The 24,893-nt window shown below is 53.3% G+C and carries 26 protein-coding genes; 14 read left to right on the forward strand and 12 right to left on the reverse strand.

Going from position 1 to position 24,893, the window contains the following annotated elements:
• Nucleotides 1-99: 99 nt before the first annotated feature.
• Both mobB and mobA read right to left on the reverse strand, forming a co-directional pair.
• Entirely contained in the window at nucleotides 100-609 is a 510-nt protein-coding gene (mobB, locus tag V6940_RS20475; protein ID WP_333497118.1) for a molybdopterin-guanine dinucleotide biosynthesis protein MobB, read from the reverse strand.
• Entirely contained in the window at nucleotides 606-1,133 is a 528-nt protein-coding gene (gene mobA / locus V6940_RS20480) for a molybdenum cofactor guanylyltransferase MobA (RefSeq protein WP_442910836.1), read from the reverse strand. Before mobA ends, mobB begins: the two co-directional genes overlap by 4 nt.
• A gap of 126 nt (nucleotides 1,134-1,259) precedes the next feature.
• Here mobA and V6940_RS20485 point away from each other — a divergent pair, with 126 nt between their 5' ends.
• The 3 genes from V6940_RS20485 (at nucleotide 1,260) to dsbA (ending at nucleotide 3,242) form a co-directional block, all read left to right on the forward strand.
• Nucleotides 1,260-1,529 carry a YihD family protein gene (locus tag V6940_RS20485; protein ID WP_035892297.1) on the forward strand — a complete coding sequence of 90 codons (270 nt, stop codon included), beginning with the start codon at nucleotides 1,260-1,262 and terminating at the stop codon, nucleotides 1,527-1,529.
• Between the two features lie 75 nt (nucleotides 1,530-1,604).
• On the forward strand, nucleotides 1,605-2,591 hold the full coding sequence (locus V6940_RS20490; RefSeq protein WP_333497120.1) for a serine/threonine protein kinase: 987 nt from the start codon (nucleotides 1,605-1,607) through the stop codon (nucleotides 2,589-2,591).
• 27 nt (nucleotides 2,592-2,618) lie between these two features.
• Nucleotides 2,619-3,242, forward strand: coding sequence for a thiol:disulfide interchange protein DsbA (dsbA, locus tag V6940_RS20495; protein WP_035892299.1), 624 nt, complete (start codon nucleotides 2,619-2,621; stop codon nucleotides 3,240-3,242).
• Between the two features lie 15 nt (nucleotides 3,243-3,257).
• Here the strand turns inward: dsbA and V6940_RS20500 are convergent, their stop codons facing one another.
• Complete coding sequence (locus V6940_RS20500) at nucleotides 3,258-4,166, reverse strand: acyltransferase (RefSeq protein ID WP_333497121.1); 909 nt, start codon at nucleotides 4,164-4,166, stop codon at nucleotides 3,258-3,260.
• Nucleotides 4,167-4,562: 396 nt separating this feature from the next.
• Here V6940_RS20500 and polA point away from each other — a divergent pair, with 396 nt between their 5' ends.
• Both polA and V6940_RS22805 read left to right on the forward strand, forming a co-directional pair.
• The gene (gene polA, locus V6940_RS20505) at nucleotides 4,563-7,358 is read left to right on the forward strand and encodes a DNA polymerase I (protein ID WP_333497122.1); all 2,796 of its coding nucleotides are present in this window, start codon (nucleotides 4,563-4,565) and stop codon (nucleotides 7,356-7,358) included.
• A 165-nt stretch (nucleotides 7,359-7,523) separates the two neighbouring features.
• The gene (locus tag V6940_RS22805; protein WP_071892919.1) at nucleotides 7,524-7,571 is read left to right on the forward strand and encodes a spot 42 RNA, inhibition of DNA synthesis; all 48 of its coding nucleotides are present in this window, start codon (nucleotides 7,524-7,526) and stop codon (nucleotides 7,569-7,571) included.
• A gap of 162 nt (nucleotides 7,572-7,733) precedes the next feature.
• Here V6940_RS22805 and yihA read toward each other — a convergent pair whose 3' ends face one another.
• A complete protein-coding gene (gene yihA / locus V6940_RS20510; RefSeq protein ID WP_333497123.1) occupies nucleotides 7,734-8,369 on the reverse strand; it encodes a ribosome biogenesis GTP-binding protein YihA/YsxC in 636 nt (211 codons plus the stop codon).
• Nucleotides 8,370-8,959: 590 nt separating this feature from the next.
• Between yihA and yihI the strand changes: the two genes are divergently transcribed.
• Together yihI and hemN are read left to right on the forward strand one after the other, a co-directional pair.
• Nucleotides 8,960-9,475: a Der GTPase-activating protein YihI gene (yihI, locus tag V6940_RS20515; protein ID WP_185668856.1), complete on the forward strand. Its 516-nt coding sequence runs from the start codon at nucleotides 8,960-8,962 to the stop codon at nucleotides 9,473-9,475.
• 188 nt (nucleotides 9,476-9,663) lie between these two features.
• Nucleotides 9,664-11,037 (forward strand): oxygen-independent coproporphyrinogen III oxidase, encoded by a 1,374-nt coding sequence (gene hemN / locus V6940_RS20520; protein WP_333497124.1) that lies wholly within the window; start codon nucleotides 9,664-9,666, stop codon nucleotides 11,035-11,037.
• A 69-nt stretch (nucleotides 11,038-11,106) separates the two neighbouring features.
• Here hemN and V6940_RS20525 read toward each other — a convergent pair whose 3' ends face one another.
• The 4 genes from V6940_RS20525 to glnA form a co-directional block, all read right to left on the reverse strand.
• Nucleotides 11,107-11,214, reverse strand: coding sequence for a YshB family small membrane protein (locus tag V6940_RS20525; RefSeq protein WP_147281518.1), 108 nt, complete (start codon nucleotides 11,212-11,214; stop codon nucleotides 11,107-11,109).
• Between the two features lie 111 nt (nucleotides 11,215-11,325).
• Nucleotides 11,326-12,738 carry a nitrogen regulation protein NR(I) gene (gene glnG / locus V6940_RS20530; protein ID WP_333497125.1) on the reverse strand — a complete coding sequence of 471 codons (1,413 nt, stop codon included), beginning with the start codon at nucleotides 12,736-12,738 and terminating at the stop codon, nucleotides 11,326-11,328.
• Nucleotides 12,739-12,747: 9 nt separating this feature from the next.
• Complete coding sequence (gene glnL, locus V6940_RS20535; RefSeq protein WP_035892306.1) at nucleotides 12,748-13,797, reverse strand: nitrogen regulation protein NR(II); 1,050 nt, start codon at nucleotides 13,795-13,797, stop codon at nucleotides 12,748-12,750.
• A 204-nt stretch (nucleotides 13,798-14,001) separates the two neighbouring features.
• Entirely contained in the window at nucleotides 14,002-15,411 is a 1,410-nt protein-coding gene (glnA, locus tag V6940_RS20540; protein WP_035892307.1) for a glutamate--ammonia ligase, read from the reverse strand.
• 379 nt (nucleotides 15,412-15,790) lie between these two features.
• Between glnA and typA the strand changes: the two genes are divergently transcribed.
• The 5 genes from typA to fabY all read left to right on the forward strand — a co-directional run bounded on the left by typA (nucleotide 15,791) and on the right by fabY (nucleotide 20,630).
• Nucleotides 15,791-17,614 (forward strand): ribosome-dependent GTPase TypA, encoded by a 1,824-nt coding sequence (gene typA / locus V6940_RS20545; protein ID WP_035892308.1) that lies wholly within the window; start codon nucleotides 15,791-15,793, stop codon nucleotides 17,612-17,614.
• 136 nt (nucleotides 17,615-17,750) lie between these two features.
• On the forward strand, nucleotides 17,751-18,350 hold the full coding sequence (gene yihX, locus V6940_RS20550) for a glucose-1-phosphatase (protein ID WP_333497126.1): 600 nt from the start codon (nucleotides 17,751-17,753) through the stop codon (nucleotides 18,348-18,350).
• Nucleotides 18,344-19,210, forward strand: a complete 867-nt coding sequence (locus V6940_RS20555) for a virulence factor BrkB family protein (RefSeq protein ID WP_185668852.1) — start codon at nucleotides 18,344-18,346, stop codon at nucleotides 19,208-19,210. Before yihX ends, V6940_RS20555 begins: the two co-directional genes overlap by 7 nt.
• Nucleotides 19,207-19,644 carry a D-aminoacyl-tRNA deacylase gene (gene dtd / locus V6940_RS20560; protein WP_185668851.1) on the forward strand — a complete coding sequence of 146 codons (438 nt, stop codon included), beginning with the start codon at nucleotides 19,207-19,209 and terminating at the stop codon, nucleotides 19,642-19,644. The genes V6940_RS20555 and dtd overlap by 4 nt, the downstream gene beginning before the upstream one ends.
• A gap of 44 nt (nucleotides 19,645-19,688) precedes the next feature.
• Complete coding sequence (gene fabY, locus V6940_RS20565; RefSeq protein WP_333497127.1) at nucleotides 19,689-20,630, forward strand: fatty acid biosynthesis protein FabY; 942 nt, start codon at nucleotides 19,689-19,691, stop codon at nucleotides 20,628-20,630.
• A gap of 24 nt (nucleotides 20,631-20,654) precedes the next feature.
• On the opposite strand, the gene V6940_RS20570 is transcribed toward fabY, so the two are convergent.
• A complete protein-coding gene (locus V6940_RS20570; protein WP_333497128.1) occupies nucleotides 20,655-21,566 on the reverse strand; it encodes an alpha/beta hydrolase in 912 nt (303 codons plus the stop codon).
• 206 nt (nucleotides 21,567-21,772) lie between these two features.
• Here V6940_RS20570 and V6940_RS20575 point away from each other — a divergent pair, with 206 nt between their 5' ends.
• Complete coding sequence (locus V6940_RS20575) at nucleotides 21,773-22,021, forward strand: CopG family transcriptional regulator (protein ID WP_333497179.1); 249 nt, start codon at nucleotides 21,773-21,775, stop codon at nucleotides 22,019-22,021.
• A complete protein-coding gene (locus V6940_RS20580) occupies nucleotides 22,018-22,389 on the forward strand; it encodes a type II toxin-antitoxin system VapC family toxin (protein ID WP_333497129.1) in 372 nt (123 codons plus the stop codon). The genes V6940_RS20575 and V6940_RS20580 overlap by 4 nt, the downstream gene beginning before the upstream one ends.
• A gap of 37 nt (nucleotides 22,390-22,426) precedes the next feature.
• On the opposite strand, the gene fdhE is transcribed toward V6940_RS20580, so the two are convergent.
• The 3 genes from fdhE to fdxH are packed head-to-tail and all read right to left on the reverse strand — an operon-like array spanning nucleotide 22,427 to nucleotide 24,887.
• On the reverse strand, nucleotides 22,427-23,356 hold the full coding sequence (gene fdhE / locus V6940_RS20585) for a formate dehydrogenase accessory protein FdhE (RefSeq protein WP_185668846.1): 930 nt from the start codon (nucleotides 23,354-23,356) through the stop codon (nucleotides 22,427-22,429).
• Nucleotides 23,353-23,988 (reverse strand): formate dehydrogenase cytochrome b556 subunit, encoded by a 636-nt coding sequence (gene fdoI / locus V6940_RS20590; protein WP_035892320.1) that lies wholly within the window; start codon nucleotides 23,986-23,988, stop codon nucleotides 23,353-23,355. Before fdoI ends, fdhE begins: the two co-directional genes overlap by 4 nt.
• On the reverse strand, nucleotides 23,985-24,887 hold the full coding sequence (gene fdxH, locus V6940_RS20595) for a formate dehydrogenase subunit beta (protein WP_035892321.1): 903 nt from the start codon (nucleotides 24,885-24,887) through the stop codon (nucleotides 23,985-23,987). Before fdxH ends, fdoI begins: the two co-directional genes overlap by 4 nt.
• Between the last annotated feature and the right edge of the window lie 6 nt (nucleotides 24,888-24,893).

Below are 24,893 nucleotides of genomic sequence, written 5' to 3' on the forward strand. Positions count from 1 at the left end.
TAGTGAAGAAGCCCATCCTGACGGATGGGCTTTTTTGCGTCTGCGGGAAATGAAAATGCGGTGAACATCCCGGGGTCGCTGCGCTCGCCCGGGCTACAACTACCCTTCTATTTCTAACCACGCCACAATAAACGCCACAATCTCCTGCAAATTATTTAGATCCAGCACCGGCACATCAACGTTCAGCGTAATATCGCTGGCCACTGCAATCGTATGTTCATCGATCGTCAACTCGCTCACTGGGTGCCCGGCATCCTGACGAAATAACAGGATCTTAGCGACAGCTTCATGCTTAAATCCTTCAACCAGCACCAGGTCCAGCTTTGAAGCGTCCATCCTACTGACCAGAAACGGCAGGTCTAACTCATCTTCATCCGGCGTTTCCGTCATCAGCGCCCAACGTTGCCGGCTGGCAACCAGCGTCTGTGCCGCTCCTGCTTTGCGAAGCTCGTAGCTATCCTTTCCTGGCTTATCTACATCCATATTGTGATGGGTATGTTTGATAAGCCCAGGGCGGATACCCTTTGCACAAAGTTCGGGGATGAGTTTTTTCAGTAGCGTCGTTTTTCCCGTACCGCTCCAGGCGGCAATCGCTAACAAAGGGATCATATTCTTTCCTGATTAAGCGTGAGATCTTCCGGGGTATTTATGTTGCGAAATGCTTCTTTCTTGTCGCTAAAATCGACGGAATGGCCGCCAACCTGACGCATAAATACCATCACGCGACGTTCGCCGCTGGCAAGATAATCCACAATTTGTGGAGCCAGACTGCGGTGAGCAAGGGCGACCGCAGGGTGGTCGCGATCGCCATCATGAACCCACACCACTGGGGCATTTTGGCGCTGTTCTACGAGGCGTTCGACAAGATTGTCGGGGATAAACGGCGTATCGCAGGGGCAAAATAGAAACCACTCGCCGGATGTCTGCTGCATAACCGATAACAGTCCGGCAAGCGGCCCAGGGAAGTCCGACAGCGTATCGGCAATCACCGGAAAGCCGCTCTGTCGGTAGATACCCAGATTACGATTCGCACTAATGACGACCTCGCTTACCTGTGGAAGGAGACCGTCCGCAACGTGCTGCCACAGCGGCTTGCCGTTAAGCAGCATTAATCCTTTATCCTGCCCACCCATTCTTGAGGCTTTGCCGCCTGCTAACACCACGCCGGTTATCTGGCTCTCTGCTTTCACCGCTATCGCCTCTTTTATTGTGGGGTTTACCCTGCTAACGTGTCTCTATCAAGCGTAAGGAGCACGACCATGAAATGTAAACGTCTGAATGAAGTTATTGAACTCCTCCAGCCAGCCTGGCAGAAAGAGCCGGAGCTAAATTTACTGCAATTTTTGCAGAAACTGGCGAAGGAGTCAGGCTATGACGGCGAATTGGCCGATTTAACGGATGATATTCTGATCTACCATCTGAAAATGCGCGACTCCGCCAAAGACGCGGTTATTCCTGGCATTCAGAAAGATTATGAAGAAGACTTCAAAACCGCGCTGCTGCGCGCTCGCGGCGTAATAAAAGAGTAAAAGGTTGTAAGCAGAGCCACTCAAGGCACCGCGAAATGATATCCTGAATCATTCGTATCGTTATCGGATGTCAGGATGAACGACAAGGCTTTCACTTTCCAGACTCTCCACCCGGATACCATCATCGATGCCTTATTCGATCAGGGTATCCGGGTTGATTCTGGACTCACCCCTCTTAACAGCTACGAGAATCGGGTCTATCAGTTTCAGGATGAAGATCGTCGCCGCATGGTGGTGAAATTCTATCGTCCGGAACGCTGGTCGGCGGCGCAGATTCTTGAAGAGCACCAGTTTGCACTGGAGCTGGTTGAGGATGAGGTTCCGGTTGCTGCACCTATCCTATTTAATGACCAGACTCTGCTCACGCATGAGGGGTTCTATTTTGCCGTCTTCCCGAGCATGGGTGGCCGACAGTTCGAATCAGATAACCTGGATCAAATGGAGTGGGTTGGGCGCTATCTTGGACGTATGCACCAGACTGGTCGCAAATCGCGCTTTGTCGCGCGTCCTTCTATCGGCGTAAAAGAGTATCTGATTGAGCCGCGTGCTCTTTTTGAGCATTCGGCGCTGATTCCTGCCGGTTTAAAAGACCGTTTTCTGAAAGCTACCGATGACCTGATTGATGCGGTCATGGGGCTATGGCATGGGCGTTTCGATGCTTTACGCTTACACGGCGACTGCCATGCGGGGAATATCCTCTGGCGCGATGGTCCGCTGTTTGTTGATCTTGACGATGCGCGCAATGGCCCTGCGGTTCAGGATCTCTGGATGTTGCTTAACGGCTCTCCTGCTGAGAGACGTATGCAGCTTGAAACTATCGTTGAGGCTTACGAAGAATTCAGCAGCTTTAATTCAGACGAATTGGCGCTGATTGAGCCTTTACGTGCAATGCGGTTGGTTTATTATCTTGCCTGGATTATCAGGCGTTGGGATGACCCTGCATTTCCGAAAAATTTTCCCTGGTTAACCGGGGAAGATTTCTGGCATCAGCAGATCGCGACTTTTATTGAGCAGGTGAAGGTTCTGCAGGAACCCCCTCTTCAGTTAACGCCAATGTATTAATTCGACACAGTCAGGAGAGAGTGAGTTATGAAAAAGGTTTGGCTTGCGCTGGCAGGTATGATTCTGGCATTCAGCGCATCCGCTGCTCAGATTACCGACGGCAAACAATACGTTACGATCGATAAGCCGGTTGCAGGTGAGCCGCAGGTGCTGGAGTTCTTCTCCTTCTACTGCCCGCATTGCTATCAGTTTGAGGAAGTTCTGCACGTTTCTGACAACGTGAAGAAAAAGCTGCCGGAAGGCACCAAAATGACCAAGTACCACGTTGAGTTCCTGGGCCCGTTGGGCAAAGACCTGACTCAGGCGTGGGCGGTAGCGATGGCGCTGGGCGTAGAAGATCAGATCACCGCACCGATGTTTGAAGCGGTACAGAAAACCCAGACCGTGCAGACCGTTGCGGATATCCGCAAAGTCTTCACCGACGCTGGCGTGAAGGGCGAAGATTATGATGCCGCCTGGAATAGCTTCGTGGTGAAATCTCTGGTCGCGCAGCAGGAAAAAGCGGCGGCCGATCTGCAGCTGCAGGGCGTTCCTGCGATGTTTGTTAACGGTAAATACCAGCTGAACCCGCAGGGCATGGACACCAGTAACATGGACGTCTTTGTCGCTCAGTATGCTGATACCGTAAAACAGCTTGTTGAGAAGAAATAAAAAAGAAAACGCCGGTCAATGACCGGCGTTTTTGTATTCTTCTTTCATGTCTGTAATCTGATGGTCTTTCTCTTCCCACAGCGCATTTAGCCAGAGCTGGAAACGTCGCTTAAAGCTCTTATCCCCCACGTAATCACCGTGCATCTCCGGATCAATCGGGCGTAGATTCACGCGAACCACAATACGCGTCAGCTTACCGCTGAGCATATCGTAGAACGGTGTCTTATCATTTTCCGGATAGCAGAGCGTCACGTCGAGCAGCTTATCAAACTGAGCACCTAACACATTCAGCGCCATGGCAATACCGGCAGCTTTTGGCGGCAGCAGGTTTTGATAAGGCGAACGGGTTTGCAGGCGCTTTTCAGGGGTAAAGCGCGAGCCTTCGACAAAGTTGACGATGGTGGTGGGATGCGCGCGAAATTTCTCGCACGAGCGGCGCGTCGTTTCCACATCTTTACCGCGACGTTCCGGGTGACGAATCAGATAACTGCGGGAATAGCGACGCATAAAGGGCATATCCAGAGCCCAGCATGCCAGCCCCATGAACGGTACCCAGGCCAGCTGCTGCTTCAGGAAATACTTATTCATCGGGATATGCTTGCGGAAAATCACACATAGCACCACGATGTCTGCCCAGCTGTGGTGGTTACAAATGAGCAGATACCAATTCTTCTTATTGAGCGTCTCAAGCCCTTCAATATCCCACTTGAGCCAGGGATTGAGATGCAGCAGCGTCGCTAGCCCTTCACACCAGCAGTACATCATAAAGTTGCAGAATATCGAGACGGAGCGCCAGATTACCGGCACCGGTAAAATCAGTTTAATCATGCCGGCGAGAATAATCGGTATGGAGCACAATATGGTCAATAATATGGTGAGTGCGATACTGATGGGCAGCGTTATCGCAGCGAGTAATCTCGACATAGTTCGTTTATTCAGATAGTTAGTTATTTAACGTGCCCATACAAAAAGGCACAAGGCGCTGATTTTACCAGAAAACGTGCTAAATGACGGTTCTTACCTGAATAGAAAAATTGCCGCTATGTCTATCCACACTGTGTGAATTACCACCAGATCGCTGCCATTAGCCACGATCCACATATAACACAATGAAAATATTGAATTATTTTGTAGTTAACTATCTATTACATATCATTTGTTATCAGTAAAATAAAACTATTCACAAACTTATCCACAATTTGTTTTGCGTGCGATCGCGAGGATCTGCAAATCTTTTCTCGTTATTTTGGCGAAAAACTCATGTTTTCATGCCGTCTGTGGCATCCTTTACCCATAATCTGATAAACAGGCACGGAAATTATGGTTCAGATCCCTGAAAACCCTCTCATCCTCGTTGATGGATCTTCTTATCTCTATCGGGCATATCACGCATTCCCACCGCTGACGAACCGTGCGGGAGAGCCGACGGGCGCGATGTACGGCGTGCTGAACATGCTGCGCAGCCTGATCCTACAGTATCAGCCAACCCACGCTGCCGTGGTGTTTGATGCGAAGGGAAAAACCTTCCGTGACGAATTGTTTGAAGACTACAAATCACATCGCCCGCCAATGCCGGACGATCTGCGTGCGCAGATTGAACCGCTGCACATCATGGTCAAAGCAATGGGCCTTCCGCTGTTGGCTGTCTCCGGTGTTGAAGCGGATGACGTGATCGGTACGCTGGCGCGTGAAGCGGAAAAAGCGGGCCGTCCGGTGCTTATCAGCACCGGGGATAAAGATATGGCGCAGCTTGTCACCCCGGGCATTACGCTTATCAATACCATGACCAATACCATTCTCGGCCCGGACGAAGTGGTGACCAAGTACGGCGTGCCGCCAGAGTTGATTATTGATTTCCTCGCGCTGATGGGCGACTCCTCGGATAACATTCCGGGCGTGCCGGGCGTGGGCGAAAAGACCGCGCAGGCGCTGCTGCAAGGGCTAGGTGGCCTTGATACGCTCTATGGTGAACCGGAAAAAATCGCCGGGCTGACTTTCCGTGGCGCAAAAACCATGGCGGCGAAGCTTGAGCAGAATAAAGATCTGGCGTACCTCTCCTATAAGCTGGCGACCATTAAAACAGACGTTGAGCTGGAGCTGGGCTGCGAGCAGCTAATTGTTGCGGAGCCTGCGGCCGATGAGCTGCTAACGCTATTCAAGAAATATGAATTTAAGCGCTGGATCACCGACGTTGAGTCCGGCACCTGGATGCAGGCTAAAGGGACGAAACCCGCCGCTAAGCCGGCCAGCAAAGCCGCTGACGTAGAAGTTGAGGCTGAAGTCGAAGAGACCGCAGCCACGCTGTCGTCCGAAAACTATGTCACTATACTTGATGAAGCTACGCTGGTCAGCTGGATTGAGAAGCTGAAGAAAGCGCCTCTGTTTGCTTTCGATACTGAAACCGACAGCCTTGATAACATCTCTGCCAATATGGTGGGCCTGTCGTTTGCGACTGAACCCGGCATTGCTGCCTATGTTCCAGTCGCTCATGACTATCTCGATGCCCCTGACCAAATTTCCCGTGAGCGTGCTTTAGAACTTCTCAAGCCGCTGCTGGAAGATGAAACGCTGCTGAAGGTGGGTCAGAACCTGAAATATGACCGCGGTATTCTTGCTAACTACGGTATCGAACTGCGCGGTATCGCCTATGACACCATGCTGGAGTCCTACACGCTCGATAGCGTTGCCGGCCGCCATGATATGGACAGCCTCTCCGATCGCTGGTTAAAACACAAAACCATCACGTTCGAAGAGATTGCAGGTAAAGGTAAAAATCAGCTGACCTTCAACCAGATTGCGCTGGAAGAAGCAGGTCGCTATGCGGCAGAAGATGCTGATGTAACGCTCCAGCTGCATCTGAAGATGTGGCCGAAGCTACAGAAGCACGAAGGGCCGCTGCGCATCTTCAACGAGATTGAAATGCCGCTGGTGCCGGTGCTGTCACGTGTTGAACGTAACGGCGTGAAGATTGATCCTGCCGTGCTGCACGCGCATTCGCAGGAGATTGCCAAGCGCCTGGTAGAGCTGGAGCAGAAAGCCTACGAGATTGCCGGGGAAGAATTTAACCTCTCCTCGCCGAAGCAGCTGCAGACCATCCTGTTTGAAAAACAGGGCATCAAGCCGCTGAAGAAAACGCCGGGTGGCGCGCCGTCTACGTCGGAAGAGGTGCTGGAAGAGCTGGCGCTCGACTACCCGCTGCCGAAGGTGATTCTGGAGTACCGTGGTCTGGCGAAGCTGAAATCGACCTACACCGATAAGCTGCCGTTGATGATCAACCCGAAAACCGGCCGCGTTCATACCTCCTATCACCAGGCGGTAACCGCAACCGGGCGACTCTCTTCGACCGATCCGAACTTGCAGAACATCCCGGTGCGTAACGAGGAAGGGCGTCGTATTCGTCAGGCGTTTATTGCGCCGGAAGATTACCTCATCGTCTCTGCCGACTACTCGCAAATTGAGCTGCGCATTATGGCGCACCTGTCCCGCGACGAAGGCCTGCTGAACGCGTTTGCCGAAGGCAAGGATATCCACCGCGCTACCGCGGCTGAGGTATTTGGCCTGCCCCTGGAGAGCGTGAGTAGTGAACAGCGTCGTAGCGCTAAGGCGATTAACTTTGGCCTGATTTACGGCATGAGCGCCTTTGGCCTGGCTCGCCAGCTTAATATCCCGCGCAAAGAAGCCCAGAAATATATGGACCTCTACTTCGAGCGTTACCCTGGCGTGCTGGACTATATGGAGCGCACCCGTCAGCAGGCTAAAGAGCAGGGCTATGTTGCTACGCTCGACGGTCGTCGCCTCTATCTGCCGGACATCAAATCCAGCAACGGCGCTCGCCGTGCGGGTGCTGAGCGTGCGGCGATTAACGCCCCGATGCAGGGAACCGCTGCCGACATCATCAAACGCGCGATGATTGCGGTAGATGAGTGGTTAGAAAGCGAGAAGCCACGCGTTCGCATGATCATGCAAGTACACGATGAACTGGTCTTTGAGGTGCATAAAGATGACCTCGAGGCAGTATCGAAGAAAGTGCATGAGTTAATGGAAAACAGCACGACGCTGGATGTGCCGTTGCTGGTGGAAGTGGGCAGTGGTGAAAACTGGGATCAAGCTCATTAAGTATCCGATGAATAACGCTCTTTTTTGTAAGTAAGCAACATAACTTATCTAGTTTTGTGATGAACATTAGAATTCGTTATGTAACAAATGAAAAAAAACTACAAAAAATGCTTTCTGAACGGGGTAAAAAAGAGTAGAGTTAATCTCGTAGGGTACAGAGGTAAGATGTTCTATCTTTCAGACCTTTTACTTCACGTAATCGGATTTGGCTGAATATTTTAGCCGCCCCAGTCAGTAATGACTGGGGCGTTTTTTATTGGGCGAAAGAAAAGTTTTCGGTGCGATAAAATTGAAAGGTATTGAGTTAAATCAGTGGGATAGAGCGAGCCCGGAACAGGGCGCTGCGCGCCGCTATCCGGGATAAATGCGGGGGGTTTATTCTTCTGCAGCTTCGACTTCTTCTTGCGGCGGAATATCGTTAAACCAGCTATCCAGCTTCTGACGCAGCTTATCGACACCCAGCTTTTTCAGTGAAGAAAAGGCTTCAACCTGCACGTCGCCGTTAAAGGCCAGCGCCGCTTCACGAACCTGGTTCAGCTGTGCCTTACGCGCGCCGCTCGCCAGCTTATCCGCTTTCGTCAGCAGCACCAGTACCGGGATTTCGCTGGCGACGGCCCACTCGATCATCTGCTGGTCGAGATCCTTCAGCGGATGGCGAATATCCATCAGCACCACTAATCCTTTCAAACACAGACGTTTCTCCAGGTATTCACCCAGCGCACGCTGCCATTTGATCTTCATCTCTTCCGGAACCTGCGCATAGCCATAACCCGGCAGGTCGACCAGGCGTTTGCCATCGGCGACTTCAAACAGGTTAATCAGCTGAGTACGGCCCGGCGTTTTTGAAGTACGCGCCAGACTTTTCTGGTTGGTGAGCGTATTCAGGGCGCTGGATTTCCCCGCGTTGGAGCGGCCAGCAAAGGCCACTTCGATTCCGGTATCGGAAGGTAAGTGGCGGATATCAGGCGCACTGGTCACAAAGTGCGTCTGTTGATAGTTCCAGTTAGTCAAAACGGTCTTCTCCGTTAAATCAGGCAATGTGGGCGATTATACCCGATCGGCAAAAAAAGACTGGTTTTCCTCTTCGCGTATTGACTGTAAGACGTTGCCCTTTCGTTTGTAAGACATTTGCCATTGTCTCTATGCGAAATTTAGGAAAAAACGGAGGTGATATAATATTCAAATCATTTTAAATCATATAGTTAATATTGGGCAATATTCTGATTTGTTCATTTTTCGCCGTTTCGTTGCTTGTTAGTTTAGCCCAACGCTGTAAAGTAGCACCCATCGGCAAGGGCGCCGGAAGGAATGTAGACTCAGGATGAGCGGTCAGGAGCGCCAGGAGGCGAAGACCGAAGGAATCAGCCAGGAAGGCGAGCGTCTGGAGACGTTAAACACGGATAGGGACCATAACAGGGACTGTTATTGAGCTAACGGATAAACAGGGCGCGTTGAAAGCCAACATGGAATGTAGAACCCGTAAAGGGTTGTGAGTCAGGAAAAAAGGCGACAGATTACTCTGTCGCCTTTTTTCTTTGTTTGCTTTCTGCTAGATTCCGGCTCAATTCTATACTGAATAAAACGGCTTAAAGACAGACATCATGAAAAAACCAACCTCTGCACCGCGCGGTAAAACCCCAGGTAAACAGCGCCGTAAAACGCGTGAAGAACTGAACCTGGAAGCTCGCGAGCGTAAAAACGATAAAAAACACCGTGGTAACGCGGCGGGTAGCCGTGCGACCGGCTCTGACGGTGCATCCGGCTCCAATAAGCAAAAGCAGCAAAAAGATCCTCGTATTGGCAGTAAAAAACCAATTGCGCTGGGCGTTACTGACGCACCGGTCGTGAAACAGCCCAAACCGAAGAGCGAGAAACCTATGCTTTCACCGCAGGCCGAGCTGGATATGCTGGAGAGAGATGAGCGCCTGGACGCGCTGCTGGAACGTCTGGAAAATGACGAAACCCTGACCGCTGAAGAGCAGAAATGGGTAGACGCTAAACTGGATCGCATCGATGAACTGATGCAGCAACTCGGCCTCTCTTACGATGATGACGAAGAAGAAGAGGAAGAAGAGGGCAAGGAAGACATGATGCGTCTGCTGAGAGGCGGAAACTAACGTTTGCACCCGATTGGCTTGCCAGTCCTGCTTATAACCCTTTTGGTTGTATGTTATCTGGTGTGGTTATTCGTTAAACTACGACGGTTGTCGCGGCGTCAAAAGTGGCTGCGCAACCGGCTGTTGCTTCGTAACGGAGCAGCACCGGCACGCCGTCGTCGTTCGCGACACCATCGGAAGGAGTAAGCATGTCTGAGCAGTTAATCGACTGGGATCTGGCCCTGATCCAGAAATATAACTATTCCGGGCCGCGCTATACCTCGTATCCCACCGCACTGGAATTTTCCGACGCCTTTGGTGAGCCTGAGTTTCAAAACGCCGTTGCGCGTTATCCTGAACGTCCGCTATCGCTGTACGTGCATATTCCGTTCTGCCACAAGCTCTGCTATTTCTGTGGCTGCAATAAAATTGTTACCCGCCAGCAGCATAAAGCTGACCAATATCTCGACGTGCTGGAACAGGAAATTCGCCAGCGCGCGCCGCTGTTTACCGGCCGTCACGTCAGCCAGCTTCACTGGGGCGGCGGTACGCCAACCTATCTGAATAAGGCGCAAATTAGCCGCCTGATGACGCTGCTACGCGCGCATTTTCACTTTGATGCCGACGCGGAAATTTCTATTGAAGTCGACCCGCGCGAAATTGAACTGGACGTTATCGACCACCTGCGCGCCGAGGGTTTTAACCGCCTGAGCATGGGCGTACAGGACTTCAACAAAGAAGTGCAGCGGCTGGTGAACCGTGAGCAGGACGAAGACTTTATCTTCGCGCTGCTCAACCACGCGCGCGAAATTGGCTTCACCTCGACCAATATCGACCTTATCTACGGCCTGCCGAAGCAAACGCCGGAGAGCTTTGCCTTTACCCTGCAGCGCGTTGCCGAGCTGAACCCTGACCGTCTGAGCGTGTTTAACTACGCGCACTTGCCGACATTGTTTGCTGCTCAGCGCAAGATTAAAGACGCGGACCTGCCGTCGGCGCAGCAGAAGCTGGATATCTTGCAGGAAACCATCGGCTCGCTGACTCAGGCAGGCTACCAGTTTATTGGTATGGATCACTTTGCTCGCCCGGATAACGAACTGGCCGTTGCCCAGCGCGAAGGCGTGCTGCATCGCAACTTCCAGGGCTACACCACCCAGGGCGATACCGACCTGCTGGGTATGGGCGTATCTGCGATCAGCATGATTGGCGACTGCTACGCGCAGAACCAAAAAGAGCTGAAGCTCTATTATCAGCAGGTTGCAGAGCAGGGTAATGCGCTGTGGCGCGGCATTGCCTTGACTCGTGATGACTGTATCCGTCGCGATGTTATCAAAGCGCTTATTTGCAACTTCAGCCTCGATTTCACGGCGATAGAGCAGCAGTGGGCGCTGAAGTTTAGCGACTATTTTGCCGAAGACCTGAAGCTGCTGGCACCATTGGCGCAGGATGGGCTGGTGGATGTGAGTGAGAAGGGGATTAAGGTGACGGCGAAGGGTCGTCTGCTCATTCGCAATATCTGCATGTGCTTTGATGCCTATCTGCGACAGAAGGCGCGGATGCAGCAGTTTTCGCGAGTGATTTAGCGATGATATTGCCCGGTGGCGCTACGCTTACCGGGCCAACAAGCCAGATAAGCGCAAGCGCCATCTGGCTTAGCTAAACAGCCCGACCAGCGCAGCACACAGTACGGCAGCAACGGCCGTCTGTGGTGAATGACCGGCGGCGCCGCTTGAAGCCAAATTAATCAATGATTCAAACATTATCGTCCCCTCGAATTTGCGGGCTGAATAATACTGAACTCATCGAAACAGTAAAGTATAAAATTGCAGCAACTTGCGCGAATCGAGCAATATTTACACTTCACGCTGGCCTTACTCCATTCCCAGTTCTTTCAGCTTACGCGTCAGAGTATTGCGACCCCAACCAAGCAGGCGAGCCGCCTCCTGTTTGTGCCCCTGCGTGTAGCGCAGCGCGGTGGTTAGCAGCGTACGCTCCATCTCCGGCTGGGCTTCAGAAAGCAGGTTTTGATGACCGGAACGCAGCGCTCTGTCCGCCCACTGTGCCAACAGTGTTGCCCAGCTATCCGGCAGTGACATTGCCGTGGTGCTGTCCGGCATACTGGCTTCAAACAGCTCGCTCGGCAGATCCTGAATCAGCACTTCTTGCCCGGCCGCCATCACGGTGAGCCAGCGGCAGGTGTTTTCCAGCTGACGCACGTTACCCGGCCAGGCCAGGCGCGTTAATGCCGCTTCGGTTTCGGGGTGCAGCAGCTTGGCTTCCACGCCCAGTTCTCGTGCGGCGACCTGTAAAAAGTGGTGCGCCAGGCGCGGAATATCTTCCCGACGCTCGCGCAGCGGCGGCAGATGGACACGAATCACGTTCAGACGGTGGAATAAGTCCTCGCGGAATTTACCTTCCTGAACGCGCTGTTCGAGGTTCTGGTGGGTTGCCGCGATGATACGCACATCCACTTTCACCGGGGCATAGCCACCGACACGGTAGAACTGACCGTCGGCCAGTACGCGCAGCAGACGGGTCTGAACGTCCATCGGCATATCGCCAATTTCATCAAGGAACAGCGTGCCGCCGTCGGCCTGTTCAAATCGACCCTGACGAACGGTATTCGCGCCGGTAAACGCCCCTTTCTCGTGGCCAAACAGCTCGGACTCAATCAGGTCTTTTGGAATTGCCGCCATGTTGAGCGCGATAAACGGTGCTTTAACGCGAGGGCTATGGCGATGCAGCGCATGGGCAACCAACTCCTTACCGGTACCGGACTCGCCGTTAATCAGCACGCTGATAGACGAGCGCGAGAGCCGACCGATAATGCGGAAGACGTCCTGCATAGCGGGTGCTTCACCGATGATATCGGTGGTTGGATCATTGACCTGTACGTTGCGCGGCTGCTGCTGCTCCTGGTAGTGGCTAATGGCCCGCTCTACCAGCGCGACCGCTTCATCGATATCAAACGGTTTTGGCAGGTAGTCAAATGCCCCCTGCTGGTAGGCGCTAACGGCGGCATCCAGATCGGAGTGCGCGGTCATTATGATGACCGGAAGCATCGGATGGCGCTGCTTAATTTGCGTTAACAGCGCCAGACCGTCCATTCCGGGCATGCGGATATCGGACATCAGCACGTCAGGCGTTTTGGTGGCCAGCGCATCCAGCACCTCTTTTCCGCCTTCAAACGTGGTGCAGGTTAACCCCGCGCCGGTGAGCGCGCGTTCAAGCACCCAACGGATGGAGCTATCGTCATCAACGACCCAGACTATCCCTCGTTGCATAAACACACCTTATTTCTTGATTGGCAGGAAAACCGAGAACTCGGTGTGGCCTGGCCAACTGGTAAATTCAATTTTGCCGGAGTGCTGATCGATAAGGCTGCGCGCTATCGACAGACCCAGCCCGGTGCCGCCTTCGCGGCCGCTGACCATCGGGTAAAACAGCGTATCCTGCAAATGCGATGGGATACCGGGGCCGTTATCTTCGACATCAATTCTGGCAGCTAACCGGTAGCGCACGCCGTGCAGCGTTAACTGAAATGCGGTGCGGGTGCGCAGGACAATTTCGCCCCCTTCCGGGCCAAGCGCCTGCAGCGCGTTGCGCACAATATTCAGCAAAACTTGTTCAATCTGGTCTGGATCGTGCGGAAGTTCTGGCAAACTTGGATCGTAATCGCGTACCAGCGTGACGTTCTCCGGCAGCTCCATCGACACCAGTTTGACGACGCGCTCCGCCACTTTATGAATACTCTCGGTGATATGCGTACCGGGATGCTGTGGGCCAAGCAGACGGTCGACCAGGTTACGCAGGCGGTCGGCCTGCTCAATGATGACGTTGGTGTACTCGGTCAGGGCCGGGTCAGGCAGCGCCTTACTGAGTAGCTGTGCAGCGCCGCGTAAGCCACCCAGCGGGTTTTTAATCTCGTGGGCGAGCCCTCGTACAAGGTCGCGCGCTGCGATTTGCTGAGCGTGCTGGAGCTGCTCCTGGCTGAGGCGGCGTTGATTATCCATCGGCGCCATTTCCAGCAGGATGAAACCGTCTGGCAGACGCTGTGCGGTCAGCGAAAGAATATGCGAGCGCCCGTCAATCACCAGCGTCACTTCGTTATCGGTAAACCCCTGGCCCGTTTGTAGGCTCTCCTGCATCAAGCCAATGTTCAGCGAGAAATAGCTCAGAAGCTCGGGTAAGGGCGTACCAAAGAGTTTGCGCGCGCTCTGCGCCAGCAGTTGCTGTGCGGCAGGGTTCGCATAGTGAACGGCCAGGTCATCATCGACCAGTAAAATGCTGTTGATTAACGAGTTAAGGATCTGCCCAGCATCGGGCAGTGCGCCTGTTGCCATTTAGCAGTCTCCTGAAAAGGCTTGCACTGTTTTAGTGCAGTATAGCTTTTTACGGATAAAAAGCGCGAGATATCAGGTTGTTGGTGGAGAAAAAAGCCCATCCTGAGATGGGCTGAAAGTTTCCACGGCAACTTAATTCCAGGGAGTGCGCCAGAACCAAGGGCAATGGCGCGCTACAGCTGGAAAGTACAACTCAAAATGCGATTAGACGCTGTAGTACAGCTCGAACTCAACCGGGTGCGGAGTCATACGTACGCGGTCGTTTTCTTCGGTGCGCAGCGTGATGTAAGCGTCGATAGCTTCATCAGTGAACACGCCACCTGCAGTCAGGAACTCACGGTCTGCATCGAGAGCCTGCAGCGCTTCTTCCAGAGAGCCAGCAACCTGTGGGATCTCTTTCGCTTCTTCTGGCGGCAGGTCGTACAGGTTTTTGTCCATGGCTTCGCCAGGGTGGATTTTGTTTTTGATGCCGTCCAGGCCAGCCATCAGCAGTGCTGCGAAGCACAGGTATGGGTTAGCCGCTGGGTCCGGGAAGCGCACTTCGATACGACGCGCTTTCGGAGAAGCAACAACCGGAATACGGATGGATGCAGAACGGTTACGAGCAGAGTAAGCCAGCATAACCGGTGCTTCGTAACCCGGGACCAGACGCTTGTAGGAGTTGGTGGTCGGGTTAGCCAGGGCGTTGATAGCTTTAGCGTGTTTGATAACACCGCCGATGTAGTGCAGCGCTTGCTCGGACAGGCCAGCATATTTGTCGCCGGAGAACAGGTTTACGCCGTTCTTGGACAGGGACATGTGGCAGTGCATGCCGGAACCGTTATCGCCAAACATTGGTTTTGGCATAAAGGTCGCGGTTTTACCGAAGCGGTGAGCGACGTTGTGCACAACATATTTGTAGATCTGAATTTCGTCCGCTTTCTTGGTCATGGTGTTGAAGCGGGTGGCGATTTCGTTCTGGCCAGCAGTCGCCACTTCGTGGTGATGCGCTTCAACAACCAGGCCCATCTCTTCCATGATCAGACACATGGTAGAACGGATGTCCTGAGAGGAATCAACCGGAGGAACCGGGAAGTAACCGCCTTTAACGCCTGGACGGTGACCTTTGTTACCACCTTCGTATTTGGTGGAGGAGTTCCATGCGCCTTCGATGTCATCGATAGCAACGTGAGAACCGGAGATAGATGCGCCGAAGCGGATGTCATCAAACAGGAAGAATTCTGGCTCTGGCCCAAACAGAACGGTGTCCGCGATGCCGGTAGCGCGCAGGTATTCTTCAGCACGTTTGGCGATGGAGCGCGGGTCACGGTCGTAGCCCTGCAGTGTACCTGGTTCCAGGATGTCGCAACGAATGATCAGGGTAGACTCTTCAAAGAACGGGTCGATGAGAGCGGTAGATGCATCTGGCATCAGAACCATGTCGGATTCGTTAATGCCTTTCCAGCCACCGATAGAGGAGCCGTCAAACATTTTGCCTTCTTCGAAGAATTCGGCATTTACCTGATGCGCAGGAATAGTGACGTGCTGTTCTTTACCTTTGGTATCGGTGAAGCGCAGATCGACAAACTTCACTTCGTGCTCATTCAGCATCGTCAAAACGTGTTCAGCGGACATACTTAACATCTCCCGGATTTATCATTGTCGTCGTGGTAACGAGGTCTTCAATCACTGCTTAAAGTGGCGTTGTTGCCCTGAAATATACAAAGCGAAATCTGTGCCAACTTTTAAATCACCCCCAAAAGGCGTTATCATGCGCACCATAGTGCAAAAGGGCTGCACCACGATAGCGTCTTTGCACCATTATAGTGCTTATCCTGAAGCGATGAGCACCATATTGGTGCAAATTGTGATTAGGTGCCCTTTTTATGCTCCGTGAAAGCGATCACAAAGGAACTCTGCAATACTTGTTTGCGGAGGATCTCTGTGATCCTGTTTTGTAGTGCGATTAATCCGTGTACAATAACGCGCTATTTCTAATGCCCGAGGCAAAGTTGTGATCGAAAATTTGCGTAACATCGCCATCATCGCGCACGTTGACCATGGTAAAACTACCCTGGTTGATAAGCTGCTGCAGCAATCCGGTACGTTTGATGCACGTGCTGAAACTCAAGAACGTGTGATGGACTCCAACGATTTGGAGAAAGAGCGTGGGATTACCATCCTCGCGAAAAACACCGCAATCAAATGGAATGATTACCGTATCAACATCGTTGATACCCCAGGGCACGCCGACTTCGGTGGTGAAGTTGAGCGCGTCATGTCCATGGTTGACTCTGTGCTGCTGGTAGTTGATGCAATGGATGGCCCGATGCCGCAGACGCGCTTCGTGACCAAAAAAGCATTTGCTCATGGTTTGAAGCCAATTGTTGTTATCAACAAAGTTGACCGTCCAGGCGCGCGTCCTGATTGGGTTGTTGACCAGGTCTTCGACCTGTTCGTTAACCTCGACGCGACCGACGAACAGCTGGACTTCCCTATCGTTTACGCTTCCGCGCTGAACGGTATCGCAGGTCTGGATCACGAAAATATGGCGGAAGACATGACCCCGCTGTATCAGACCATCGTTGATCGTGTACCGGCTCCAGACGTAGACCTGGATGGCCCGCTGCAGATGCAAATCTCCCAGCTGGACTACAACAACTACGTTGGTGTTATCGGTATCGGCCGTATCAAACGCGGTAAAGTGAAGCCAAACCAGCAGATCACTATCATCGATAGCGAAGGCAAAACCCGTAACGGTAAAGTTGGTAAAGTACTGACTCACCTGGGTCTGGAGCGTATCGATAGCGACCTGGCTGAAGCTGGCGACATCATCGCGATCACCGGTCTGGGCGAGCTGAACATCTCCGACACCATCTGCGACCCGCAGAACGTTGAAGCGCTGCCAGCACTGTCCGTTGATGAACCGACTGTAACCATGTTCTTCAACGTCAACACCTCTCCATTCTGTGGTAAAGAAGGTAAGTACGTTACCTCTCGCCAGATTCTGGACCGTCTGAAGAAAGAACTGGTACACAACGTGGCACTGCGCGTTGAAGAAACTCCGGATGCAGACGCATTCCGCGTTTCTGGCCGTGGTGAACTGCACCTGTCCGTTCTGATTGAAAACATGCGTCGTGAAGGTTTCGAAATGGCGGTTTCCCGTCCGAAAGTAATCTTCCGCGAAATCGATGGCCGTAAACAAGAGCCATTCGAAAACGTAACGCTGGACGTCGAAGAGCAGCACCAGGGTTCTGTCATGCAGGCACTGGGTGAGCGTAAAGGCGACCTGAAAAACATGAATCCAGACGGAAAAGGCCGCGTACGTCTCGACTACGTGATCCCAAGCCGTGGTCTGATCGGCTTCCGTTCAGAATTCATGACCATGACCTCCGGTACCGGTCTGCTGTACTCCACCTTCAGCCACTACGACGACGTTCGTCCGGGTGAAGTTGGCCAGCGTCAGAACGGCGTACTGATCTCCAACGGTCAGGGTAAAGCGGTTGCGTTCGCACTGTTCAGCCTGCAGGACCGCGGTAAGCTGTTCCTGGGCCACGGCGCAGAAGTTTACGAAGGCCAGATCATCGGTATTCACAGCCGTTCTAACGACCTGACTGTAAACTGCCTGACCGGTAAAAAACTGACCAACATGCGTGCTTCCGGTACTGATGAAGCAACCACGCTGGTCCCAGCTCAGAAAATGACTCTGGAACAAGCTCTGGAGTTCATCGATGACGACGAACTGGTAGAAGTTACTCCAACTTCTATCCGTATCCGTAAACGTCACCTGACTGAAAACGACCGTAAACGCGCGATGCGCGGTCCAAAAGAAGATTAATTTCTCTCTTTTGTCGTGACCTGAAACCCCGCCTATATGGCGGGGTTTTTCTTTTTGAAATAGAGAGCGTTTGTTCATGGTCAAAGTTCTCCTTTCCCGCTAGAGTGAAATTTCCACGGCGTGAACGGAGGCAAAAATGCTCTATATCTTTGATTTAGGTAATGTGATTGTCGACATTGATTTCAACCGTGTTCTGGGTACGTGGAGCGATCTCGCCCGCGTTCCGCTGGCTCGGCTAAAGCAGAGTTTCACTATGGGAGAGGTATTTCATCAGCATGAACGCGGTGAAATATCGGATGAAGAGTTTGCAAAAGCCATGTGCCACGATATGGAGCTACCGCTCAGCTACGAGCAGTTTGCCCACGGCTGGCAGGCGGTTTTTGTGTCGCTGCGCCCTGAAGTTATCGACATAATGAAAACGCTGCGCGAGCAGGGGCATCGTGTAGTCGTCCTGTCTAATACCAACGCACTGCACACCACTTTCTGGCCGGATGAATACCCGGAAATCTATGCTGCTGCCGACCACGTCTATCTCTCCCAGGAGATGGGAATGCGCAAACCGGAAGCACGGATTTACCAGCGCGTACTCGAGTCGGAAGGTTTTTCCGCTGCCGATGCGGTCTTTTTTGACGATAACGCCGATAATATAGAGGGCGCTAACCAGTTGGGGATCACCAGCGTGCTGGTGACCGGGAGAGAAACCCTACCCGACTATTTTATGAAGTCGTTATGCTAAAAACCGTTCATCAAAAACTGATTCATCATACCCGGCCGCTGGTGGCGTGGAGCAAATTCCTCTGGCGGCGCATCGAAGAAGACAATATGACGACGCTGGCGGGCAACCTGGCCTATGTGTCGCTGCTTTCCATTGTGCCGCTGGTGGCGGTAATTTTTGCCCTGTTCGCGGCATTTCCCATGTTTTCGGAAGTTAGCCTGCAGATTCGCCATTTTGTGTTTGCTAACTTCCTGCCCGCAACCGGCGACGTTATTCAGCGCTATATCGAGCAGTTTGTCGCCAACTCCAACAGGATGACCGCGTTTGGTGCCTGCGGCCTGATTATTACCGCGCTGCTGTTGATGTACTCCATCGATAGTGCCTTGAACACTATCTGGCGGAGCAAACGCACTCGCCCAAAGGTTTACTCGTTTGCCGTCTACTGGATGATCCTGACCCTGGGGCCGTTGCTGGCCGGGGTGAGCCTGGCAATCAGTTCCTATTTGCTGTCGTTGCGCTGGGCCAGTGAACTGAACGGCGTGATTGATAACCTGCTGCGGGTTTTCCCGCTGCTGCTCTCCTGGTTGTCGTTCTGGCTGCTCTATAGCGTGGTGCCGACCACGCAGGTGCCAAATCGTGATGCGATTATTGGGGCGCTGATAGCGGCGTTACTGCACGAACTGGGTAAGAAGGTGTTCTCGCTCTATATCACCGCGTTTCCATCCTATCAGCTGATTTACGGCGTGTTGGCGGTGATCCCCATTTTGTTTGTCTGGGTCTACTGGACCTGGTGTATCGTCTTGCTAGGTGCCGAAATAACTGTCACTCTCGGTGAATACCGAAAATTGAAAACAGAACAACAAGAAGCCGAAGAATCATGATTGCATTAATTCAGCGAGTCACCCGTGCTAGCGTCAGCGTGGCGGACGAAGTGACGGGAGAGATTGGCCTGGGGCTGTTGGTGCTGCTGGGAGTAGAGAAGGACGATGACGAGCAGAAGGCAAACCGTCTATGCGAGCGCGTGCTGGGCTACCGTATCTTCAGCGATGCTGACGGTAAGATGAACCTTAACGTGCAGCAGGCTGGCGGTAGCGTGCTGGTGGTGTCGCAGTTTACGCTGGCGGCCGATACCGAACGTGGTATGCGCCCGGGCTTTTCAAAAGGCGCCGCGCCGGATCGCGCCGAAGCGCTCTATGACTATTTTGTACAACGCTGCCGCCAACAGGATATGAACACGCAAACAGGGCGATTCGCAGCGGATATGCAGGTGTCGCTGGTCAATGACGGCCCCGTGACGTTCTGGTTACAAGTATGACCACGCTTCCCGTTAGGACGTGGGCGACAAAAGAGAGTGCCATTATGTACCATCTCCGAGTACCGCAGACTGAAGAAGAGTTAGAGCAGTATTACCAGTTCCGCTGGGAAATGCTGCGTAAACCCCTGCATCAGCCCAAAGGTTCCGAACGTGATGCCTGGGATGCCATGGCGCACCATCAGATGGTGGTTGATGAACAGGGAAAGCTGGTCGCCGTAGGGCGGCTGTATATCAACGCGGATAACGAAGCCTCCATCCGTTTTATGGCGGTACATCCTGAGGTTCAGGATAAAGGGCTGGGGACGCTTATCGCGATGACGCTGGAGTCCGTCGCGCGCCAGGAAGGGGTGAAACGCGTCACCTGTAGCGCACGCGAAGACGCTGTGCCGTTCTTTTCCAAACTAGGATTCAAGAACGAAGGGGAGATAACGACCCCGCAGACAACCCCCGTTCGCCACTTCCTGATGATTAAACCTGTTGCCTCGCTGGACGATATTCTGCACCGCGGCGACTGGTGCGCACAGTTGCAGCAGGCCTGGTACGATCATATTCCGCTCAGTGAGAAAATGGGCGTGCGCATCCAGCAGTACACCGGGCAGAAATTCATTACCACCATGCCGGAAACCGGCAACCAGAACCCGCACCATACGCTGTTTGCCGGTAGCCTCTTTTCGCTGGCGACGCTCACCGGCTGGGGCCTTATCTGGCTGATGCTGCGTGAACGCCACCTGGGCGGCACTATTATTCTGGCCGATGCCCATATCCGCTATCGAAAACCTATCACCGGTAAACCGACTGCCATCGCCGACCTCGGCTCGCTAAGCGGCGACCTGGACCGACTGGCCCGAGGGCGTAAAGCGCGCGTGCAGATGCAGGTTGAACTGTTCGGCGATGACACCCCTGGCGTGGTGTTTGAGGGAACCTATATCGTGCTGCCTGCAAAACCATTCGGTTCGTATGTCGAGGGCGGGAACGAAGAGGAGTAGGGTATCTCTCTTCGCCCAACATATTCAGTGGCCCGCCACCCGTCGGGCCACGTCCTGCATTGCCTCCCGCGCCGTTTGGCTTATGCCACCTAGCTGAAAAAAGCCGTGAATAACGCCGAGATGGCGTTGGCTGGTGCATGGCACACCTTGCCGGGTGAGCCGTTCAAACAGCGCTTCTCCTTCATCCCGCAGCGGATCGTACTCGGCGGTGATGATATGCACCGGCGGCAGGCCGTTAAAATCATCGCGCCAAAGCGGGCTGGCTTCCGGGTGCAGTGGGTCGTGTTCCTGAAGATACATTTCAAAGCCGGAGAGCAGCGTGTCGCGGGTAATGATGTAGTCCTGGCCATTGCTGACATAGCTTGCAAAGCTGGCTGTTGCGTCAAGCATAGGGTAAATCAGCACGAGTTTCGCGGGAGCCCACACGGCGGAAGCTTTCAGGCGCAGCGCGGTTACCAGCGCCAGATGCGCGCCCGCGCTGTCCCCCATCAGTGTTACCCGCTGGCGGTCAATACCCAACTGCTGCGCGTATTTGTGGATGAGATTTGCGCCTTGCTCGGCGTCATCGTGGGCGGTGGGGAAAGCGTGTTCTGGCGCCAGCCGATACTGCACCGCAATGACCCGACACCCGCTATGCCAGGCTAATTGTCGCAGCTGATTATCATGGGTGATAAACCCACCGCTGACAAAACAGCCGCCATGAAAGTAGATAATGCAGGGGAGTGAAGAGGCTGCATTTAGCGGCGAAATGACGCGAAATGTCATCTCTTCCAGCACAATATCTTCTGATTTGACGCGAATCTCTTTTTCGCCTGCCAGCGCTGTGCTGGCAATATAACCCTTTCTCCGGTCATCAATATTCTGCTTGCGTGAAGAGGGGCGACCCGCTGCAATAAACTCAGCAACTAACTGCGCAATGCCGTTTTCCAATGCCATGATGATGTCCTTTTCGCTGTATAAACATACAGCTTTATAGCCTGGTTTATCGCGAATGAAAACGGGGAAATTGGGTAGGGTGGTGATTGTGGATAGCGGCTCGCAAAAATGAACGATTTCTCCATTGCAGCCTATAACCTTATTTAAATCATGTGTATTTTGTTCGCTTATTGAGCACGAGTGATATACTGGAGGTATATATGAGCGTGATGGTTGAAAGGGATATGGGCAGAATACTTCTCGATTTGTCGGACGAGGTGATTAAGCGCCTCGACATCCTTAAACAGCAGCGAAATCTTCCCCGTGCGGAACTGTTGCGTGAAGCCGTTGAGCAATATCTGGAAAAGCAAAGCCAGGCTGAGCTTATGATCTCGGGTGCGCTTGGGATCTGGCAAGAGTGTGAAGAGGATGGCGTTGAGTATGAACGAAAACTGCGGGAAGAGTGGCTGCGATGAACAGGCCTGTGCTTTTTGATACCAACATCTTAATCGATCTCTTCAGTGGGAGGATGGAGGCGAAGCGGGCGATGGACTCTTATCCTCCGCAACATGCTATAAGCCTGATTACCTGGATGGAGGTCATGATAGGGGCAAAGCGCTTTCATCAAGAGCAGCGAACGCGAATTGCCTTGAGCGCATTTGAAATTATTGGTGTGACAGAAGAGATTGCGGAGCAGAGTGTGAATCTACGGCAGGAGTACGGCATGAAGCTGCCCGATGCCATTATTCTGGCTACTGCGCATGTTCATCGCCGGGAGCTGGTGACGCGCAATACCAAGGATTTTGCGGGGCTTCCGGGTGTGATTCTACCCTATGCGCTGTAAACCGGGCCGAAAATGCAGCCCGGTTTAGCGCGGGAATTTACTCCCCTTCCCCCGGGAACAAGAACGGGTTAATCGAGCTGCGGGCGAACCCTTCCTGCTCCATTCGTGCGTCCAATACCAGTGAGGCAAGGTCGTCGGCAACCGCTTCGACTTTCGGGTCTTTTTCCTGATACAGAATCTTCAGGTAAGTGCCGCAGTCACCGCAGCTTTCGGCTTTGATGGCAGCCTGCTCGTTGTCCAATGACCAGTAATGCAGGTCGCGGCTCTGTTCGCAGTTACTGCACTTCACGCGCACCACGTGCCACTCGGTTTCACACAGGTTGCAGTGCAGATAGCGCAGCCCCTGAGTGGTACCGATTTGTACCATGCTGGAGACCGGCATTGAGCCGCAAACCGGACAGAACTGGCGCTGTTCGCCGTATTCGGCGCGGGCTTTGCCCGGAATCAGACTGGCCATTTGCGCCCAGTAAAGCGACAGCGCAGCCCAGATAAACGGCGCTTTATCACTGCTTACGGAAGCAAAGTCAGAGGCAAACAGCGCGCTCGCCATCTGCTCCAGCTCTTGCTCGGAGGCTTTCTCCAGGTTCTCGATGACCGCCAGCGCTGGGCCACTCATCTCTGGCTTCAGCTCGGCAATCATTGATTGCAGCAGCGTGTGCCAGTGCTTGTCGCGGGGCAGAACGTGAATGTCCAGCGGCGGTTTGCCCTGGTCATTCGCTTCTTTGATGCGCGCGGTGAGATCCATTTTCAGCGGGTGGTCGTACAGCACCACTTCCTGTGCGTGGGCGATCAGCGCGGCAAAGCGCAGGTAATCACCCAGCGGATTATTTTCTGCCAGCTCGCGCAGACGTTCGGCGCGGCGGTTGTAGAGGTTCTTGAGTCTGGGGAACAACAACGGCGGAATGACTTCCGCCGTACGTTTCTCGCTCGAACCCAGCTCATCTTGCGGGATTATGCGAATACTCATTCAGATGACTTTTCCTGTTTCTGGCGGACTTCACGGTACCAGCGCGGGTGGTGTTTCTTCGCCCACGTTTTGGTAACCCATCCCTCCACCATCGCGGTAATGGTGCCTTTCACCCAAAGGGCGGCGTAGATATGCACCATGATAACCACAATTAACGCCACTGCGGCAAATGAATGCAGCATTAGCGCAAATCGGATCACCGGGATTGAGAAAGCAGGCGCAAAGTACGGACGCCAGATAACCACACCGCTCACCAACAGCAGCACCAGGAAGATAATCGCCGCCCAGAATACGCATTTCTGGCCGAAGTTATAACGCCCGGTGTCACCTACTTCCTCGTTGACGACGATCTTACGAATATTCTTCGCCCAAAAGATATCATCCCGATTGATTAGATTGTGGTGCCAGTAGCGGAAAAACATGATGATAAACGAGGCAAACATGATGACCCCGACAAACGGGTGCAGAATTCGCGCCAGCTGCGGAGTCCCCATGATTTGCATCAGCCAGTTGAAGGAAGGGAAGAAAAATCCCAGCCCGCTTATCGCCGCCAGCATGAAGCAGAAGGCGGTGACCCAGTGGTTGATGCGTTCCGGCGCCGTGTAGCGCACGATGGTGTCACGTTTTTTCATTTGCGCACCTCATCGTCTTTCTCATCCAGATTGTCTTCTTCCTCTTCCGCACGGTTCGGACCGACCCCGACGTAGTGGAAGATGCTCGCGGCGAACGTAGCGGCAAAGCCGATGGCGGCCAGCGGTTTCCAGACGCCTTTCCAGAACTTCACGGTAGCGCTGATTTCCGGGTTCTCCGGCAGACCGTGGTACAGATTCGGTTTATCGGCATGGTGCAGCACGTACATCACGTGCGTACCGCCAACGCCAGCCGGATCGTACAGGCCCGCATTGTCGTAACCACGGGTTTTCAGTTCGGCCACACGCTCGCCCGCCAGCACTTTCATATCCTCTTTGGAACCAAAGTGGATTGCGCCGGTTGGGCAGGTTTTCACGCATGCCGGTTCTTGCCCAACGTTCACGCGGTCAACGCACAGCGTACATTTGTAGACGCGGTTGTCTTCCGGGTTCAGTCGCGGCACGTTGAACGGGCAGCCAGCAATACAGTAGCCGCAGCCAATGCACTGCTCTGACTGGAAGTCGACGATGCCGTTGGCATACTGAATGATAGCCCCTTCTGACGGGCATGCCTTCAGGCAGCCCGGGTCGGCACAGTGCATACAGCCATCCTTACGGATGAGCCACTCTAATTTGTCGTTCTGCTCTACTTCCGAGAAACGCATTACCGTCCAGGATTTGGCGGTTAAATCCGCCGGGTTGTCATACACCCCGACGTTGCTGCCAATCTCGTCACGGATATCGTTCCACTCCGAACAGGCCACCTGACAGGCTTTGCAGCCGATACAAGTGGTCACGTCGATAAGCTTCGCCACCTCTTCCTGGTGATCCCGCGCACGAGGCGCGGGGGTGAAACCATTAGTGGCGGAACGACGGATGATGTCCTGCGATTGATAAGCCATAGGTCG

It is taken from the genome of Kluyvera sp. CHPC 1.251 (assembly GCF_036759945.1).
GTDB lineage: Bacteria > Pseudomonadota > Gammaproteobacteria > Enterobacterales > Enterobacteriaceae > Kluyvera > Kluyvera sichuanensis.

Excerpts from the sequence above, each read along its gene's own strand:
- mobB (WP_333497118.1), bottom strand. The coding sequence starts at position 609 with ATGATCCCTTTGTTAGCGATTGCCGCCTGGAGCGGTACGGGAAAAACG.
- mobA (WP_442910836.1), bottom strand. The coding sequence starts at position 1,133 with ATGGGTGGGCAGGATAAAGGATTAATGCTGCTTAACGGCAAGCCGCTG.
- V6940_RS20485 (WP_035892297.1), top strand. The coding sequence starts at position 1,260 with ATGAAATGTAAACGTCTGAATGAAGTTATTGAACTCCTCCAGCCAGCC.
- V6940_RS20490 (WP_333497120.1), top strand. The coding sequence starts at position 1,605 with ATGAACGACAAGGCTTTCACTTTCCAGACTCTCCACCCGGATACCATC.
- dsbA (WP_035892299.1), top strand. The coding sequence starts at position 2,619 with ATGAAAAAGGTTTGGCTTGCGCTGGCAGGTATGATTCTGGCATTCAGC.
- V6940_RS20500 (WP_333497121.1), bottom strand. The coding sequence starts at position 4,166 with ATGTCGAGATTACTCGCTGCGATAACGCTGCCCATCAGTATCGCACTC.
- polA (WP_333497122.1), top strand. The coding sequence starts at position 4,563 with ATGGTTCAGATCCCTGAAAACCCTCTCATCCTCGTTGATGGATCTTCT.
- yihI (WP_185668856.1), top strand. The coding sequence starts at position 8,960 with ATGAAAAAACCAACCTCTGCACCGCGCGGTAAAACCCCAGGTAAACAG.
- hemN (WP_333497124.1), top strand. The coding sequence starts at position 9,664 with ATGTCTGAGCAGTTAATCGACTGGGATCTGGCCCTGATCCAGAAATAT.
- V6940_RS20525 (WP_147281518.1), bottom strand. The coding sequence starts at position 11,214 with ATGTTTGAATCATTGATTAATTTGGCTTCAAGCGGCGCCGCCGGTCAT.
- glnG (WP_333497125.1), bottom strand. The coding sequence starts at position 12,738 with ATGCAACGAGGGATAGTCTGGGTCGTTGATGACGATAGCTCCATCCGT.
- glnL (WP_035892306.1), bottom strand. The coding sequence starts at position 13,797 with ATGGCAACAGGCGCACTGCCCGATGCTGGGCAGATCCTTAACTCGTTA.
- glnA (WP_035892307.1), bottom strand. The coding sequence starts at position 15,411 with ATGTCCGCTGAACACGTTTTGACGATGCTGAATGAGCACGAAGTGAAG.
- yihX (WP_333497126.1), top strand. The coding sequence starts at position 17,751 with ATGCTCTATATCTTTGATTTAGGTAATGTGATTGTCGACATTGATTTC.
- V6940_RS20555 (WP_185668852.1), top strand. The coding sequence starts at position 18,344 with ATGCTAAAAACCGTTCATCAAAAACTGATTCATCATACCCGGCCGCTG.
- dtd (WP_185668851.1), top strand. The coding sequence starts at position 19,207 with ATGATTGCATTAATTCAGCGAGTCACCCGTGCTAGCGTCAGCGTGGCG.
- fabY (WP_333497127.1), top strand. The coding sequence starts at position 19,689 with ATGTACCATCTCCGAGTACCGCAGACTGAAGAAGAGTTAGAGCAGTAT.
- V6940_RS20570 (WP_333497128.1), bottom strand. The coding sequence starts at position 21,566 with ATGGCATTGGAAAACGGCATTGCGCAGTTAGTTGCTGAGTTTATTGCA.
- V6940_RS20580 (WP_333497129.1), top strand. The coding sequence starts at position 22,018 with ATGAACAGGCCTGTGCTTTTTGATACCAACATCTTAATCGATCTCTTC.
- fdhE (WP_185668846.1), bottom strand. The coding sequence starts at position 23,356 with ATGAGTATTCGCATAATCCCGCAAGATGAGCTGGGTTCGAGCGAGAAA.
- fdoI (WP_035892320.1), bottom strand. The coding sequence starts at position 23,988 with ATGAAAAAACGTGACACCATCGTGCGCTACACGGCGCCGGAACGCATC.
- fdxH (WP_035892321.1), bottom strand. The coding sequence starts at position 24,887 with ATGGCTTATCAATCGCAGGACATCATCCGTCGTTCCGCCACTAATGGT.